We start from the raw sequence: 15,769 nt of genomic DNA, 5'->3' as shown, positions 1-15,769 counted from the left end.
TATGAGTGAACTGGCCCGCGTCTGTATTCATGTATTGAGTCAATATGTGGAATCACAATCCTTGCCCGACGAGGATCGTTACGTGTTTGCCTACACCATCACCATACGTAATCTGGGACGAAATAGCGTTCAACTGCATAGTCGCTACTGGCTTATCACCAATGGCAACGGTCGTGAGACTGAAGTTCAGGGGGAAGGTGTGGTTGGCGAGCAACCGCACATTGCCGCTGGCGGTGAGTATCAGTACACCAGCGGTGCGATTCTGGAAACCCCTATGGGCACCATGCAAGGTCACTATGTGATGATCGACGATGAAGGTGAAGAATTTCACGTCGACATTCCGGTGTTCCGACTCGCCGTGCAAACCCACATACATTAATCCCCCTCCGCCCGGCCTGTCCGGGCGGCGCGTTTTGATCGGACTGACGTAATGAGTACATACCTGATTGGCGATATTCACGGCTGTTATGACGAGCTACGTGCGCTGCTGGCGCAGGTTGATTTCGATCCGCAGCAAGACGAGCTTTGGCTAACCGGCGACTTAGTGGCGCGTGGCCCGGGTTCGCTGGATGTGCTGCGCTATGTGAAATCGCTGGGAGATTGCGTACGACTGGTGCTCGGCAATCACGATCTGCATCTGCTGGCGGTTTATGCGGGCATCAGCCGTAACAAACCTAAAGATCGTCTGACGCCATTGTTAGAGGCGCAGGACGCGGATGAGCTGATCAACTGGTTACGTCGCCAGCCGCTGCTACAAGTGGATGAAGAGAAAAAGTTGTTGATGGCTCATGCGGGTATCACACCGCAGTGGGATCTCGACACGGCAAAACTCTGTGCGCGTGAAGTTGAAGCCGTGCTGGCCAGCGACACCTACCCGCTGTTCCTGGATGCGATGTACGGCGACATGCCGAACAACTGGACGCCGGAATTGAGCGGCTTGGCGCGTCTGCGCTTCAGTACCAATGCCCTGACGCGTATGCGCTTCTGCTTCCCCAACGGTCAGTTGGATATGATCTGCAAAGAAGCCCCCAACTCTGCTCCACCGCCGCTGAAACCCTGGTTCCTTGTTCCCGGCAAGATCGGCAGTGACTACACGCAGGTGTTTGGTCACTGGGCTTCACTGGAGGGCAAGGGGACGCCTGAGCACATTATCGGCCTGGATACCGGTTGCTGCTGGGGCGGCACGCTGACGCTGCTGCACTGGGAATCGCAACGCTATTATTTGCAGGCCTCCAACCGCGAAAAGGCGATGGCAGAGAGTGCCGCCAGCGTACATCCGCCATTGAGCGATATGTCATAAACAAAAAGCCCCGCAACGTGCGGGGCTTTTTTTGTTCGCCATAAAGGGTGGTTCTGAGATTTCCCGGTCGCCCTGTAGGGCAACACCACGACGAAATGAGACGATTTTCTCAGGGGCACATTGATGGGTGCCGGGATAAACATCAACGGCGATCTAAAATCTCAAAGCAGTAGCTGTGCGAGTTTTGTGCATCGGCGTCATGAAACTCGCTAAAGGTCGATTGCCACTCATCCGGCTCGTAATCCGGGAATTGGGTGTCACCTTCGACTTCGGCATCAATGTGTGTGAGATACAAACGATCGGCGCGCGCCAGCATCTGTTCGTAAATGCGACCGCCACCGATCACCATGACCTCTTCCACGTCTCCCGCCGCTTTCACTGCTTCGTCCAGCGAAGTCACCCAGGTCACGCCTTCATGGGTGCCCGGCTGGCTGCTCACCACGATATTCAAACGTCCCGGTAGCGGGCGGCCGATTGATTCAAAGGTCAGACGCCCCATAATCACCGGCTTATTCAGCGTATTACGTTTAAACCACGCCAAATCAGCGGGCAGGTTCCATGGCATGGCATTTTCCATACCAATAATGCGATCGGCTGCCAGTGCTGCGATCAGACTAATCATGTTAAAAGACCTACAGGAAAAAAATTGGCGCAATGATACGTAAAGGCGAAAGTTTCGTCGATAGGCCGCCCCCGCTATTTGCGTAAAGCTCCTATGCGACCGCATTTTTGTTATTGGACAGAGTTTTACACCGACTTTCCCACCATACTTGGGAATAGACGCCATATTAGTACGGCAGGACGCTATAACTCAGGGTGAAATGAGGCTTTAACGTGATGGAGTGTAAAGAAAACCGCACTGTCTTCGACAAAGAAAAACGGCTCCCGCAGGAGCCGTTGTCACGTCGATTAGAAATCGTAGCGCAGACGCACCAGGTTCATGTTACCCAGTGATTTGTCGGTGCTTGAGGTGATCACGTATTCGTAATCCACCTGGAAGCCGTAATCCAGTTTAGTGCTGATACCGACACCATTGTCGATACGCTTGTAGTTACGTCCATTGACGAACTCCAGACGGTCGCCCATGAAGTAAGGCTGGATAGATTTGACCGCGTACTGGCCAATTGGGAATTTGTAACCGGCGAAGTATTCCACGCCCCACGCATCATCCGCGAAGTAATTGTTAACCGTATTCTTCTTGGTTGGTGAGAAGTTCTGATACCAGCCTGCACCTGCAGACAGCGTCCAGTTATCCGGGGTCCAACTCAGCGCGGTACCGTAGATGTTCTGGTCATAGTCTTTGCTTTCACCGGTGCCTGGGTTATGGATATCTGCACGGGTGTAGTTCCATGCCGTGCCCCATGCCAGATCTTTGGTGATGTGATAGTTCACACCCAGTGAGCCGCCGCCTTTACGCTTGTAACGCAGGCCGTTGCCTGGCAGGTAGTTGTTATCTTCAAACAGGTATGAAGCGTAAACATCAACGTCGCCGAAGGTGTTTTTGTACTTCAGCATCTTACGTGAACGGTATGAACCGTCGTAGTCACCGTTGATACCGTTGCCCGGTGCCTGAGCCAGCATGTCGTAGTCCCAGATATCGGTCTTCGCGCCGACCACATCATAGTAAACGCTGTTCTGCTGACCAAAGGTCAACTGACCCCAGGTTTTGCTCTTCAGACCCGTGTACAGCTGACGACGCGTGGTGTTGTTCTGGCCATCGGCATAGTGGTTATCCCAACCCCACCAGGCCGGGAAGTTCACGCCCAGTTCGTAGTAGCTGACCCAGCTGATGTCATCAAACAGGTAGTAATCCGCGGAGAAACGGAAACGTGAACCACCATCGTAGCCGTTACGCTTGTACGATTGATCACTGACGCCAGCCTGATGCTGGAACTGAGGACGAATACTGCCGCCGACTTTGAAATCAAGACGACTAAGTGGATCGCCTGCCTGCGGATCCTGCTTCAGCAGGGTAATTTCCGCCTGGCTGGCGAGAGGCGCAGCAACTAATAACGCAGCCACTGCGCTGAGGGTGAAAGCACGCATTTTCATTTTTATATCCCAGTTAAGGTGAGCGCTCTATTGATGAGCGCTCAAGATAGTACGGTGCGCTTACCGGAATCGTATTTATAATTTTGTGCGGATAATCCGAGGTGTAACCGTTATCGCATCAACTGATAAAAACTATGTCAAATCAATATATTTTTCACACATAACCTTATTCAACCAATGATAAACAGGCGAAAAAAAACGGCTCCCAAAGGAGCCGTTTTCAGTCGGTCAACTTATTGATTAACCTTTGATTTGCGCATGCATTTCCTGCACTGAAATCACTTTCTCTGTCGGATCTGCATTCAACGCCATCGCGGTAGCAAATCCACCATTCAGCGTGGTGTCATAATGCACTTTATATTGCAGTGCACTGCGGCGAATCAGTTTGGAATCTTCAATCGCCTGACGACCTGCGGTGGTATTGACGATGTAGGTGTATTCGCCATTCTTCAGACGGTCCTGAATGTGTGGACGACCTTCATGCACCTTGTTAACCAGACGTGGGTTGATACCGGCCTCACCCAGCACCACAGCGGTGCCGTGTGTGGCGTCCAACTCGAAGCCAAACTTCTGCAGCTTCGCCGCCAGGTCAACGATACGTTTCTTATCGCCTTCGCGCACAGACAGTAACGCACGACCGGTTTTCTTCATGTTGCTCTGCGCACCCAGCATCGCTTTGGCGAACGCTTCCGCAAAGGTACGACCGACACCCATCACTTCACCGGTAGAACGCATCTCTGGACCAAGAATCGGGTCAACACCCGGGAACTTGTTGAACGGTAGCACCACTTCTTTCACCGAATAATACGGTGGAATGATTTCTTTCGTGACGCCCTGCTCAGCCAGGGTTTTACCTGCCATCACGCGTGCAGCCACTTTCGCTAAAGGTACGCCGGTCGCTTTAGACACGAATGGCACGGTACGCGCCGCACGTGGGTTCACCTCAATCAGGTAAACCTCGTTGTCCTTCACTGCAAACTGCACGTTCATCAAACCGCGTACGTTCAGCTCGAAAGCCAGTTTCTCGACCTGTTGACGCATCACGTTCTGGATTTCAGTGCTCAGCGTATAAGCCGGCAGTGAACAAGCGGAGTCACCTGAGTGAACGCCGGCTTGTTCGATGTGCTCCATGATGCCGCCAATCAGCACACGTTCACCGTCGCAAATCGCATCCACGTCGACTTCCACTGCATCATCCAGGAAGCGGTCCAGCAGAACCGGTGCATCATTGGAAACCGAAACCGCGGTCTGGAAGTAACGCTTCAGGTCGATTTCATCATAAACGATTTCCATCGCACGACCGCCCAGCACATAGGAAGGACGTACCACCAACGGATAACCGATACCTGCCGCTTTCTCAACAGCTTGCTCCAGCGTAGCCACGGTGGCGTTAGCCGGTTGCTTCAGGCTCAGGCGATCAACCGCCTGCTGGAAACGTTCACGGTCTTCAGCACGGTCAATCGCATCTGGGCTAGTGCCTATCACGGGCACACCTGCTGCTTCCAGCGCACGAGCCAGCTTCAGCGGGGTCTGGCCGCCGTACTGCACGATGACGCCTTTAGGCTTCTCGATGCGCACGATTTCCAGCACGTCTTCCAGCGTCACCGGTTCGAAGTACAAACGATCGGAGGTGTCGTAGTCAGTCGATACGGTTTCCGGGTTACAGTTCACCATAATGGTTTCGTAACCGTCGTCGCGCAGCGCCAGTGCCGCATGTACGCAGCAGTAATCGAACTCGATACCCTGACCGATACGGTTTGGACCGCCGCCCAAAATCATGATTTTGTCACGATCCTGGTTTGGATTGGCCTCGCACTCTTCTTCATAAGTGGAGTACATATAAGCGGTATCGGTGGAGAATTCTGCCGCACAGGTGTCTACGCGTTTGTAGACTGGGTGCAGGTTGAACTGCTGACGCAGTTTGCGAATTTCACTCTCTGCCACGCCCGCCAGGTTTGCCAGACGCACGTCAGCAAAGCCTTTGCGCTTCAGTGCACGCAGGAAATCAGCATTCAGTGAGTTGACACCTTCACGCGCAACCTGCTCTTCCAGACGTACCAGCTCTTCGATTTGCACCAGGAACCAGCGGTCAATGTTAGTCAGGTTGAACACGCCATCCACCGACATACCGGCACGGAACGCATCCGCGATGTACCAGATACGGTCAGAACCGGCATCTTTCAGCTCACGGCGGATGCGGGTCAGGGCTTCGGCATCATCCAGATCCACTTTCGGGTCGAAGCCGTTTGCCCCCACTTCCAGACCGCGCAGCGCTTTCTGCATTGATTCCTGGAAGGTGCGGCCAATCGCCATCACTTCACCCACAGATTTCATCTGCGTGGTCAGGCGGTCATTGGCACCAGCGAACTTCTCGAAGTTGAAGCGAGGAATCTTGGTCACAACGTAGTCGATTGACGGCTCAAACGACGCCGGCGTACGACCGCCGGTGATGTCATTCATCAGCTCATCGAGAGTGAAGCCCACCGCCAGTTTCGCGGCGACTTTTGCAATCGGGAAACCGGTCGCTTTGGAAGCCAGCGCCGAGGAGCGCGACACGCGCGGGTTCATTTCGATAACCACAAGACGGCCGTCTTTTGGGTTAACCGAGAACTGCACGTTAGAACCGCCGGTTTCCACGCCGATTTCACGCAGTACCGCCAGCGAGGCGTTACGCATGATTTGGTATTCTTTATCCGTCAGGGTTTGCGCCGGTGCCACGGTGATCGAGTCGCCGGTATGGATACCCATCGCATCGAAGTTTTCGATCGAGCAGACGATGATGCAGTTGTCGTTTTTATCACGCACCACTTCCATCTCGTACTCTTTCCAGCCAATCAGCGACTCATCAATCAGCAGCTCATTGGTAGGGGAAAGATCCAGGCCACGCTCGCAAATCTCTTCGAACTCTTCGCGATTGTAAGCGATACCGCCACCGGTGCCGCCCATGGTAAAGGAAGGACGAATGATGCACGGGAAGCCTACATCTTCGGCCACGGCCAGTGCTTCTTCCATGGTATGCGCGATACCGGAACGCGCGGTGCCGAGGCCGATGCTTTTCATCGCCACGTCGAAACGGCGGCGGTCTTCAGCTTTATCGATGGCATCCGCGGTCGCACCGATCATGGTGACGCCGAACTCAGCCAGCACACCCTGACGCTCCAGCTCCAGCGCACAGTTCAGTGCAGTCTGGCCGCCCATGGTCGGCAGAACGGCATCCGGGCGCTCTTTTTCGATGATCTTACGTACTACTTCCCAGTGAATCGGCTCAATATAGGTCGCATCGGCCATTTCCGGGTCGGTCATGATGGTGGCCGGGTTGGAGTTGACCAGAATGACGCGGTAACCCTCTTCACGCAGCGCTTTACACGCCTGTGCACCGGAGTAGTCAAATTCACATGCCTGGCCGATAACGATCGGGCCAGCGCCAAGGATCAGGATGGATTTTATGTCTGTACGTTTTGGCATCGTGGGCTCCTGATTACTTCGCGTTAGAACGGTAAGCTTCGATCAGTTCGATAAAGTGATCGAACAGCGGCGCCGCATCGTGCGGGCCTGGGCTCGCTTCAGGGTGTCCCTGGAAGCTGAAGGCCGGTTTATCTGTGCGGTGAATACCTTGCACCGTCTGGTCGAACAGCGACACATGCGTGACACGCAGATTCGCTGGCAGCTGGCTGTCATCAACCGCGAAACCGTGGTTCTGCGCGGTTATCATCACCACATTGTTGTCGAGATCTTTGACCGGGTGGTTGCCGCCGTGGTGACCGAGTTTCATCTTCACGGTTTTTGCACCGCTTGCCAGCGCCAGCAGCTGATGGCCGAGGCAAATACCAAACACCGGAATATCAGTTTTCAGGAAGGCCTGAATGGCGTTGATGGCGTAATCGCAAGGCTCCGGGTCACCAGGACCGTTCGACAGGAAAATGCCGTCTGGATTGAGTGCCAGCACCTCTTCTGCGCTGGTCTTTGCCGGGACAACGGTCAAACGGCAACCGCGATCCACCAGCATTCGCAGGATGTTGCGCTTAGCGCCATAGTCATAGGCGACAACGTGGAATGGCAGCTCTGCAGCCGTTTTCTGCTCAGGCAAATCCCCTTCCAGTGTCCAGCTACCCTGCTGCCACGCGTAAGTTTCCGCCGTGGTCACTTCTTTCGCCAGGTCCATGCCTTTCAAGCCCGGGAAGGCCTGCGCTTTTTGCAGCGCCAGTGCCGCATCCGGATTATCACCCGCGATAATGCAGCCGCTCTGAGCGCCCTTCTCGCGCAGCAAACGGGTCAGTTTGCGCGTGTCGATATCGGCGATGCCGACAATGTTATTGCGCTGCAAGTAAGCTGACAGGCTTTCTTCACTACGGAAGTTGCTGGTGATCAGCGGCAGGTCGCGAATAACGAGGCCTTGAGCATGGATTTGGCTGGATTCTTCATCGGCGGCGTTAACGCCAACATTGCCGATATGGGGATAAGTGAGGGTAACGATTTGGCGGGAATAGGAAGGATCAGTGAGGATTTCTTGATAACCAGTCATTGACGTGTTGAAAACGACTTCCCCCACTGCCGACCCCGTTGCCCCGATGGCCCGACCGTGGAATTGGGTTCCGTCTTCCAGAACCAAGAGCGCTGACTTAATCAAAACATCCTCCAGGGAATAAACAGTCACAATATTTGCATATTAATTCAAAATACATGCCCGAATCAATGCAAAATCCGCCTGAATGCTCGAATTTTGGCAAATTGCGCGCATTCTAATGATCGACCTTCAGCTTGTCTACCCTGAGTGGCTATTTTTTTGTATTTTTAAGGCTGTTGAATGTTAAAAAGCGAGAAAGGCGATAAAAGAGTGAGATAAGTGAGGAAAATAAACGGTTGCTAAGCGGCAATAATCGCAAACACGTGCTACCGCGCATAAATTTTTGACCAAATGGTCAAAAATCGCATCTTACTGACCTCCCGATAGAACTAAACATTGAAAAATAGACACCAAAAGACAAAAATACAATTAAGCCATCATTTTAATAAGTAAAATAAAGGGCAATGATCACATTGCCCTATTCAATCATCATCTTACCGATTGAAATAACCACATCACGATGGTTCACAACACTCACAACATCGATAAATCCAGCACATCCCGCATATCATAGAGGCCAGATTTCTTGTTCTTCAACCAACTTGCCGCCTTAACTGCGCCATTAGCAAAGGTCATGCGGCTGGAAGCCTTATGGGTAATCTCTACACGCTCGCCAATATCAGCAAACATCGCTGTATGTTCACCAACAATATCGCCTGCGCGTACGGTAGCAAAGCCGATGGTCTGTGCTTGACGCTCGCCGGTATGGCCTTCGCGTGCGTAAACCGCGTGCTCGTCCAATTTCCAGTTCATCGCATCGGCAATCGCTTCGCCCATCGCTAACGCTGTACCTGATGGTGCATCAACTTTATGACGGTGGTGCGCTTCCACAATTTCAATATCAGCATAGTCACCCATCACTTTGGCTGCTTGCTGCAGCAGATTCAGCACCAGGTTCACACCAACACTAAAGTTAGCGGCAAACACAATGCCAATTTCTTCGGCAGCGGCGCGAATCGCTTCTTTACCTGCCTCATCAAAGCCGGTGGTGCCAATTACCATCGCCTTTTTATGCTTGCGGCAGAATGCCAGGTATTCCAGCGTACCTTCCGGGCGAGTAAAGTCGATCAGCACATCAAAATCATTGACCACTTTCAGCAAATCATCGGTAACGTTAATATCGGTTTTACCGATACCAGCCAGTTCACCTGCGTCAGCGCCCAGCAGTGAAGAACCGCTACGTGCCAGTGCTGCGCCTAACGCGACACCTTCCGCTTGCTGCACAGCCTGAATTAAATTGCGTCCCATGCGGCCTGGCGCACCAACGATAGCAATGCGGATATCACTCATAATTATTCATTCCTGATACAAATCTATGCATGCAAAGCGTAAACAGGTTAACGGTCAGATAACAGTCACGCCACAATAAAAAAGGGATAATAAGAATTTTATGCCAGCCGCCAAACATTATCAGTAAAAGCAATCCCACCTGCTGGAAGTGGTCTATTTGGCGACGACAGATAAAGAAAAGGCCGAACGATGTCGGCCTGATTCTGTTTCGATAGCAAACGCTTACTGGACGTTGCGCACTTCGACACGCAACTCTTTTGGCACTTCAAACACAATGTTCTCTTCACGGCCAATCAGCTCAATCGCGGCTTCGCCGCCATACTCTTTCAAGCGCTGAATCACCTGCTGCACCAGAATATCCGGTGCCGAGGCACCCGCCGTCACACCGATGATCTGCTTGCCTTTAACCCACTCTTCCTGAATGTCATCTGCTGAATCGATCAGCTTCGCCAGTTTTCCCGCACGCTGTGCCAGTTCGGCCAGACGGTTGGAGTTAGAGGAGTTTTTCGAGCCCACCACCAGCACCACTTCCGCATCACGCGCCAGAACACGCACGGCTTCCTGGCGGTTAGTCGTGGCGTAACAGATATCATCTTTGCGTGGGCCAATAATTGCCGGGAAGCGCTGACGCAGTGCATCAATCACATCTGATGTATCATCAACCGATAAAGTTGTCTGCGTCATGAAGCACAGATTGCCTTCGTCCTTAACGCTCAGCTTGAACACATCTTCCGGTGACTCCACCAAATACATGCCACCATTGGGGTTGTTGTACTGCCCCATGGTGCCTTCTACTTCAGGGTGTCCGGCATGACCAATCAGAATGGCCTCCACACCTTTACGGCTGGCGCGCGCCACTTCCATATGTACCTTGGTCACCAGCGGACAAGTGGCGTCAAACAGCATCGTGAGATTGCGCGCTTTCGCTTCCGCCCGCACCGCCTGAGAAACGCCGTGAGCAGAGAAGATCAGGATGGCATCGTCCGGCACTTCGCTGATCTCTTCAATGAAGATCGCTCCCCGATCGCGCAAGCTGCTCACCACGTAGCGATTATGTACCACTTCGTGACGCACGTAGATCGGTGCACCGTACATCTCCAGCGCGCGCTCCACGATGCTGATGGCGCGATCCACGCCTGCACAGAAACCGCGAGGGTTAGCTAACAGGATTTGCATCGCTGGCCTCCAGCACCGGATCAATCTCCAGCACTTCAATTTCAAACTGAATGCGCTGGCCGGCCAACGGATGGTTAAAATCAACGGTGATCGAGTCACCGGAAATTTCACGGATCACACCCGGCATCTCGCTACCACCTCTGCCGCTGAACAGCATGATGGAACCGACTTCCGGTTCGCCAGCATCTTTAAAGTCACGGCGCGAAAAGTACTGAACCAGGTCCGGACTGGTGCCACCAAAGGCATCTTCCGGTGCCAGCGTAAAGGCATGCTTATCGCCGACTTTACGTCCTAACAGTTCCTGTTCCAATGCACCAGACAAGCTGCCATCTCCCAGACGGAACAGCGCTGGTTTGCCGTTGGCGCGTGTTGATTCCGCTGTTGAGCCATCTTCCAGCTTCAGCGTGAAATGCACCAGCAACGCGCTATCGCGCTGTACGGACTCAGTCATTTGTTACCCTTTCTCTTTGACCTGTTTGTCTTTCGGCGTGAGGAATCCTTCCAGCACCACCAACGCCGCACCAATACAGATGCCGCAGTCAGCGATGTTGAAGGTGGCGAAATGCCAGTCACCAACGTAGAAGTCGATGAAATCCACCACGAAGCCGTGATATGCACGGTCAAACAGGTTACCCAACGCCCCGCCGATAATCAGCGCGTAGGCAATATTGGTTAATTTGTGACTTGCACGGTTGCGATACATCATCACCACCAGCGCGACCACAATCGCAATCGCGATGCCGGCAAAGAACCAACGCTGCCAGCCACCTTTATCCGCCAGGAAGCTGAACGCCGCGCCATAGTTGTGCGCGTAGAACAGATTCAGGAACGGTATCAGCGGCTGAGTTTCATGCAGCATCATGTTGTTCATGATCCACTGCTTGCTGGCGAAATCGACCACGATCACCACCAGCACCAGCCACAACCAGCGCAATCCGGTAGAGCAGAGTTTACTCATCAGGCAAATTTCCGCACTTCACCGTTGCCGGCTACGTTGGTGTAACAACGTCCACAGACCGCAGCATGCTCCGGATTCTGGCCAACGTCAGTAGTGTAATGCCAGCAACGCGGACATTTCTCGCCTTCTGCTTTGTGCAGTGCGATTTTCAGACCTTTCAGTACTTCGCTCTGCTGCGCTTCATCGCTGGCAGTGGCGTAATCCGCCACCGTCGCGCCGGAAGTCAGCAGGACAAAACGCAACTCATCGCCCAGCGCCTGCAGTTTAGCGGCCAGTTCAGCATCCGCGTAAAGCGTTACTGTGGCTTCCAGTGCGCCACCGATACGTTTATCGCTGCGCGCCTGCTCGATCACTTTGTTGACTTCACCGCGCACTTTCAGCAGCTCATCCCAATAAGCGTCGTTCAGTGCTTCGTTATCCGCCAGACCAAACAGGCCTTCATACCACTCTTCGGTGAATACGTATTTAGCACGTTCACCCGGCAGGTAGCCCCAGATTTCATCAGCAGTGAAGGACATGATTGGCGCCATCCAGCGCACCAGCGCTTCAACAATGTGCCACAGCGCGGTCTGGCAACTGCGACGCGCCAGGCTGTCACCTTTCGCGGTGTACTGACGATCTTTAATCACATCAAGATAGAACGAGCCCATTTCGATGGAGCAGAAGTGCATCAGACGCTGCACCACTTCATGGAAATCGTAGTTCTCGTAAGACTGGACGATGTCCTGCTGTGCAGCCAGCGCACGGCCAACCGCCCAGCGATCTACCACCACCATCTCTTCGGGTTTCACGCAATCGGTCGCCGGGTTGAAGCCCGCGAGGTTAGCCAGCAGGAAACGCGCGGTGTTACGGATACGACGATAGCTGTCCGCTGCACGCTTCAGGATTTCGTCGGACACCGCCATTTCACCGGAGTAATCCGTTGAGGCGACCCACAGACGCAGAATGTCCGCGCCCAGTTTGTCCATTACGTCCTGCGGTGCCACGGTGTTGCCGATGGATTTCGACATTTTGCGGCCCTGACCGTCCACGGTGAAACCGTGCGTCAGTACCTGACGGTAAGGCGCTTTGCCTTTCATCGCCGTCGAGATCATCAGCGAAGACATGAACCAGCCACGATGCTGATCTGAACCTTCCAGATACATATCCGGCGCATGGCCGCCAAATTCTGGGCGCGCATCGACCACAGAGTAGCTGGTTGATCCTGAATCGAACCACACATCCAGCGTATCTGGCACTTTGACATAGTGATCAGCGTCATCGCCCATCAGATCGCGCGGATCAAGATCCCACCATGCCTGAATGCCATCCTGCTCTACGCACTTCGCGACTTTTTCCATCAGCTCCAGTGTATCCGGGTGCAGCTGCTCGGTCTCTTTATGTACGAATAGCGCCATTGGCACGCCCCACGTACGCTGACGCGAGATACACCAATCTGGACGGTTCGCCACCATCGCTTCGATACGCGCCTGGCCCCAGTCTGGGATCCACTGCACGCCTTTAATCTCTTTCAGCGACTGCGCACGCAGGCCCTTCTGATCCATGCTGATGAACCACTGCGGGGTGGCACGGAAGATAATCGGGGTTTTGTGACGCCAGCAGTGTGGATAGCTGTGCAGCAGTTTCTCTACGTGCAGCAGCGCGCCTTTCTCTTTCAGCAGCTCAACGATCATGTCGTTGGCTTTAAACACGTTTACACCATCCAGCGTAGGATAGGTGCCTGGCAGGTACGCGCCATCCGGGCCGACCGGGTTAGCGGTTTCCAGACCGTATTTCTGGCCGATCACATAGTCATCTGGGCCGTGGCCAGGTGCGGTATGCACTGCACCGGTACCCGCTTCCAGCGTAACGTGCTCGCCCAATACGACTTTGGATTGGATCTGCTCAAGGAACGGGTGCTGGAACAGCTGCAACTCAAGTGCCGCACCGTTGCATTCGCCCAGTACTTTCCACTCAGTGATGCCCGCGCGCTTCATCACACCCTCAACCATCTCTTTGGCGAGGATCAAGCTGCGGCCTTCGATTTGCAGCAACTGGTATTCGAACTCAGGATGCAGTGAGATACCGCGGTTGGCCGGCATGGTCCACGGGGTAGTGGTCCAGATCACCAGAGAAACCGGGCCTTCAGAGGCTGCAACGCCAAACTTCGCGCGTACCGCATCGGCATCAACGGCGTTAAACATCACGTCGATAGATGGGGAAGTTTTGTCGTAGTACTCGACTTCTGCTTCAGCCAGCGCCGAGCGGCAATCCATGCACCAGTGCACCGGCTTGGCGCCTTTGTGCAGGTGGCCGTTGCCAATGATTTTACTCAGCGCACGAATGATGTTGGCTTCGGTTTTGAAGTCCATGGTCAGGTAGGGACGATCCCAGTCGCCCAGCACGCCGAGACGGATGAAGTCTTTCTTCTGGCCTTCAACCTGTTCAGCAGCGTAGTTGCGGCAGGCGGCACGGAATTCCGCGGCGGAGACTTTCTCGCCTGGCTTACCGATCATCTGCTCAACTTTGTGCTCGATAGGCAAACCATGGCAGTCCCAACCCGGCACATACGGCGAGTCATAGCCCGCCATGCCTTTCGACTTAACGATAATGTCTTTCAGAATCTTGTTAACGGAGTGACCAATATGAATGCTGCCGTTCGCGTAAGGAGGGCCATCATGCAAAATAAAGGTTTTTTTCCCTTTTTTGGCTTCGCGGATGATGCCGTACAGGTTGTCATCAGTCCAACGTTGCAGCATTCCCGGTTCGCGTTTGGCCAGATCGCCACGCATCGGGAACCCCGTTTCCGGCAAATTCAGGGTAGATTTATAGTCACTCATCAGATTCTCGGTTCCGTATTTCGGTCATTAAGCCGGTGCGTTAAGCCCAAAAAATTGGCGGGCCGTCACCACATCTTTCGCAATTTGTTCTTTCAACGCGTCCAGCGAAGCGAAACGCTGTTCGTCGCGAATCTTCTGTTTCAGCACCACCTCAATGTGGTGGCCATAAAGATTCATATGTGTGTCAAGCAGGTGAACTTCAAGCTGCTGACGCAGACCTTTTACCGTCGGACGTGTGCCAATGTTGGCCACGCCAGCGATGGGCTTGTCGCCCAGGCCTAACACTTCTACCGCAAACACCCCTTTCACCGGCGTTACTGTGCGGCGCAATGGAATGTTAGCGGTGGGGAAACCAATGGTGCGCCCCAGTGCATCACCGTGCACCACGCGCCCTGAAATGCTGAATGGATGGCCCAGCAGCGCTTCCGCCTGCGCAAAATCATCCTGTGCCAGTGCCTGACGTACCGCCGTGCTACTGATACGCGCACCGCCATCACAATAGGTCTGGGTGCTGATGACGTCGAAGCCATACTCGACACCGGCTTTCTGTAATAACAGGAAATCTCCCTGGCGACCAGCGCCAAAGCGGAAATCATCACCCACTGCGAGAAACTTCACGTTGAGTTTATCGACCAGCAGTTCAGCGATAAAACTTTGTGCGGAGTGCGCCGCAAAACGGCGATCAAAGCGGACGCAGAGCACCGCATCAACACCCGCCAGCTCGAGATACTTCAGCTTCTCGTGCAAACGAGTCAGGCGTGCCGGGGCTTTGTCACCGGCAAACAATTCAAGTGGTTGCGGTTCAAACAGCATCACCACCACCGGCAGATTGCGTTGACGTCCTTCAGCAATCAACTCCGCCATCAATGCCTGGTGGCCGCGATGTACGCCGTCAAAATTGCCAATGGTCAGGACGCAGCCGCGATGCTGCTCTTTCAGATTATAAATACCGCGGATAAACTTCATGGCTGACTCAAACCGGTGGAAATCGGCGGATTATACCCTTGAATGGCCTTCAGGTTAACCCGTCTGCGTGCCTTTCCTGCGTATGGTGCGGCTTAATGCGCACGCAACCCATTGCTCAGGCAGGTAATGAAGATTTTTAATGCGAAATACTGTATTCAGCGACGTGTTGCTGGTAGAATCCTGCGCCATCAATTACGTAATCAAGCGCCGTTGCTAAAACGACGCTTATTTGCACAAATCCATTGACAAAAGAAGGCGCAAAAGGCATAGTCCTCGGCCTTTGATTTGTCCATATAGATCACATTTGGGAGTTGGACCTTGGCTAATATCAAATCAGCTAAGAAACGCGCCGTAACATCTGAGAAACGTCGCAAGCATAACGCAAGCAACCGTTCAATGATGCGTACTTTCATCAAGAAAGTATACGCGGCTATCGCAACAGGCGACAAAGCTGCTGCGCAGAACGCATTCAACGAAATGCAACCAATCGTGGACCGTCAGGCTGCTAAAGGTCTGATCCACAAAAACAAAGCTGCACGCCATAAAGCAAACCTGGCTGCACAGATCACCAAACTGGCTTAATC

13 protein-coding genes are annotated in these 15,769 nt (G+C 53.5%); 3 read left to right on the top strand and 10 right to left on the bottom strand.

Annotated elements, in window-relative coordinates:
* The first annotated feature begins 1 nt into the window (after position 1).
* A complete protein-coding gene (gene apaG / locus QMZ65_RS14495) occupies positions 2-379 on the top strand; it encodes a Co2+/Mg2+ efflux facilitator ApaG/CorD (RefSeq protein ID WP_034826077.1) in 378 nt (125 codons plus the stop codon).
* 51 nt (positions 380-430) lie between these two features.
* Entirely contained in the window at positions 431-1,300 is an 870-nt protein-coding gene (gene apaH / locus QMZ65_RS14490; RefSeq protein WP_283216223.1) for a bis(5'-nucleosyl)-tetraphosphatase (symmetrical) ApaH, read from the top strand.
* A 142-nt stretch (positions 1,301-1,442) separates the two neighbouring features.
* Here the strand turns inward: apaH and folA are convergent, their stop codons facing one another.
* The 10 genes from folA to ribF form a co-directional block, all read right to left on the bottom strand.
* Complete coding sequence (gene folA, locus QMZ65_RS14485) at positions 1,443-1,922, bottom strand: type 3 dihydrofolate reductase (protein WP_034826087.1); 480 nt, start codon at positions 1,920-1,922, stop codon at positions 1,443-1,445.
* A 287-nt stretch (positions 1,923-2,209) separates the two neighbouring features.
* Positions 2,210-3,352, bottom strand: a complete 1,143-nt coding sequence (locus QMZ65_RS14480) for a porin (protein ID WP_160833562.1) — start codon at positions 3,350-3,352, stop codon at positions 2,210-2,212.
* A gap of 240 nt (positions 3,353-3,592) precedes the next feature.
* Entirely contained in the window at positions 3,593-6,817 is a 3,225-nt protein-coding gene (carB, locus tag QMZ65_RS14475; RefSeq protein ID WP_034826091.1) for a carbamoyl-phosphate synthase large subunit, read from the bottom strand.
* Between the two features lie 13 nt (positions 6,818-6,830).
* The gene (gene carA, locus QMZ65_RS14470) at positions 6,831-7,979 is read right to left on the bottom strand and encodes a glutamine-hydrolyzing carbamoyl-phosphate synthase small subunit (protein WP_283216222.1); all 1,149 of its coding nucleotides are present in this window, start codon (positions 7,977-7,979) and stop codon (positions 6,831-6,833) included.
* A 471-nt stretch (positions 7,980-8,450) separates the two neighbouring features.
* Positions 8,451-9,266 (bottom strand): 4-hydroxy-tetrahydrodipicolinate reductase, encoded by an 816-nt coding sequence (gene dapB, locus QMZ65_RS14465; RefSeq protein WP_097118316.1) that lies wholly within the window; start codon positions 9,264-9,266, stop codon positions 8,451-8,453.
* Positions 9,267-9,488: 222 nt separating this feature from the next.
* Complete coding sequence (gene ispH, locus QMZ65_RS14460) at positions 9,489-10,442, bottom strand: 4-hydroxy-3-methylbut-2-enyl diphosphate reductase (protein WP_034826097.1); 954 nt, start codon at positions 10,440-10,442, stop codon at positions 9,489-9,491.
* Positions 10,423-10,893, bottom strand: coding sequence for an FKBP-type peptidyl-prolyl cis-trans isomerase (gene fkpB / locus QMZ65_RS14455; protein ID WP_034826099.1), 471 nt, complete (start codon positions 10,891-10,893; stop codon positions 10,423-10,425). The genes ispH and fkpB overlap by 20 nt, the downstream gene beginning before the upstream one ends.
* A gap of 3 nt (positions 10,894-10,896) precedes the next feature.
* Positions 10,897-11,400, bottom strand: a complete 504-nt coding sequence (gene lspA / locus QMZ65_RS14450) for a signal peptidase II (RefSeq protein ID WP_058959362.1) — start codon at positions 11,398-11,400, stop codon at positions 10,897-10,899.
* Positions 11,400-14,219, bottom strand: a complete 2,820-nt coding sequence (ileS, locus tag QMZ65_RS14445) for an isoleucine--tRNA ligase (RefSeq protein ID WP_097118314.1) — start codon at positions 14,217-14,219, stop codon at positions 11,400-11,402. The genes lspA and ileS overlap by 1 nt, the downstream gene beginning before the upstream one ends.
* A gap of 27 nt (positions 14,220-14,246) precedes the next feature.
* Entirely contained in the window at positions 14,247-15,185 is a 939-nt protein-coding gene (gene ribF / locus QMZ65_RS14440) for a bifunctional riboflavin kinase/FAD synthetase (protein ID WP_283216221.1), read from the bottom strand.
* Between the two features lie 318 nt (positions 15,186-15,503).
* On the opposite strand from ribF, the gene rpsT reads away from it, so the two are divergent.
* Positions 15,504-15,767, top strand: coding sequence for a 30S ribosomal protein S20 (rpsT, locus tag QMZ65_RS14435; RefSeq protein WP_034826107.1), 264 nt, complete (start codon positions 15,504-15,506; stop codon positions 15,765-15,767).
* Positions 15,768-15,769 lie beyond the last annotated feature (2 nt).

It is taken from the genome of Pantoea sp. EABMAA-21, from assembly GCF_030053335.1.
Lineage (GTDB): Bacteria > Pseudomonadota > Gammaproteobacteria > Enterobacterales > Enterobacteriaceae > Pantoea > Pantoea communis.
Note: the sequence above shows the minus strand (reverse complement) of the source record. Positions and strands in the feature narration are given on the sequence as shown.

Coding starts and splice junctions, on each gene's coding strand:
- apaG (WP_034826077.1), top strand. CDS start 2: ATGAGTGAACTGGCCCGCGTCTGTATTCATGTATTGAGTCAATATGTG.
- apaH (WP_283216223.1), top strand. CDS start 431: ATGAGTACATACCTGATTGGCGATATTCACGGCTGTTATGACGAGCTA.
- folA (WP_034826087.1), bottom strand. CDS start 1,922: ATGATTAGTCTGATCGCAGCACTGGCAGCCGATCGCATTATTGGTATG.
- QMZ65_RS14480 (WP_160833562.1), bottom strand. CDS start 3,352: ATGAAAATGCGTGCTTTCACCCTCAGCGCAGTGGCTGCGTTATTAGTT.
- carB (WP_034826091.1), bottom strand. CDS start 6,817: ATGCCAAAACGTACAGACATAAAATCCATCCTGATCCTTGGCGCTGGC.
- dapB (WP_097118316.1), bottom strand. CDS start 9,266: ATGAGTGATATCCGCATTGCTATCGTTGGTGCGCCAGGCCGCATGGGA.
- ispH (WP_034826097.1), bottom strand. CDS start 10,442: ATGCAAATCCTGTTAGCTAACCCTCGCGGTTTCTGTGCAGGCGTGGAT.
- fkpB (WP_034826099.1), bottom strand. CDS start 10,893: ATGACTGAGTCCGTACAGCGCGATAGCGCGTTGCTGGTGCATTTCACG.
- lspA (WP_058959362.1), bottom strand. CDS start 11,400: ATGAGTAAACTCTGCTCTACCGGATTGCGCTGGTTGTGGCTGGTGCTG.
- ileS (WP_097118314.1), bottom strand. CDS start 14,219: ATGAGTGACTATAAATCTACCCTGAATTTGCCGGAAACGGGGTTCCCG.
- ribF (WP_283216221.1), bottom strand. CDS start 15,185: ATGAAGTTTATCCGCGGTATTTATAATCTGAAAGAGCAGCATCGCGGC.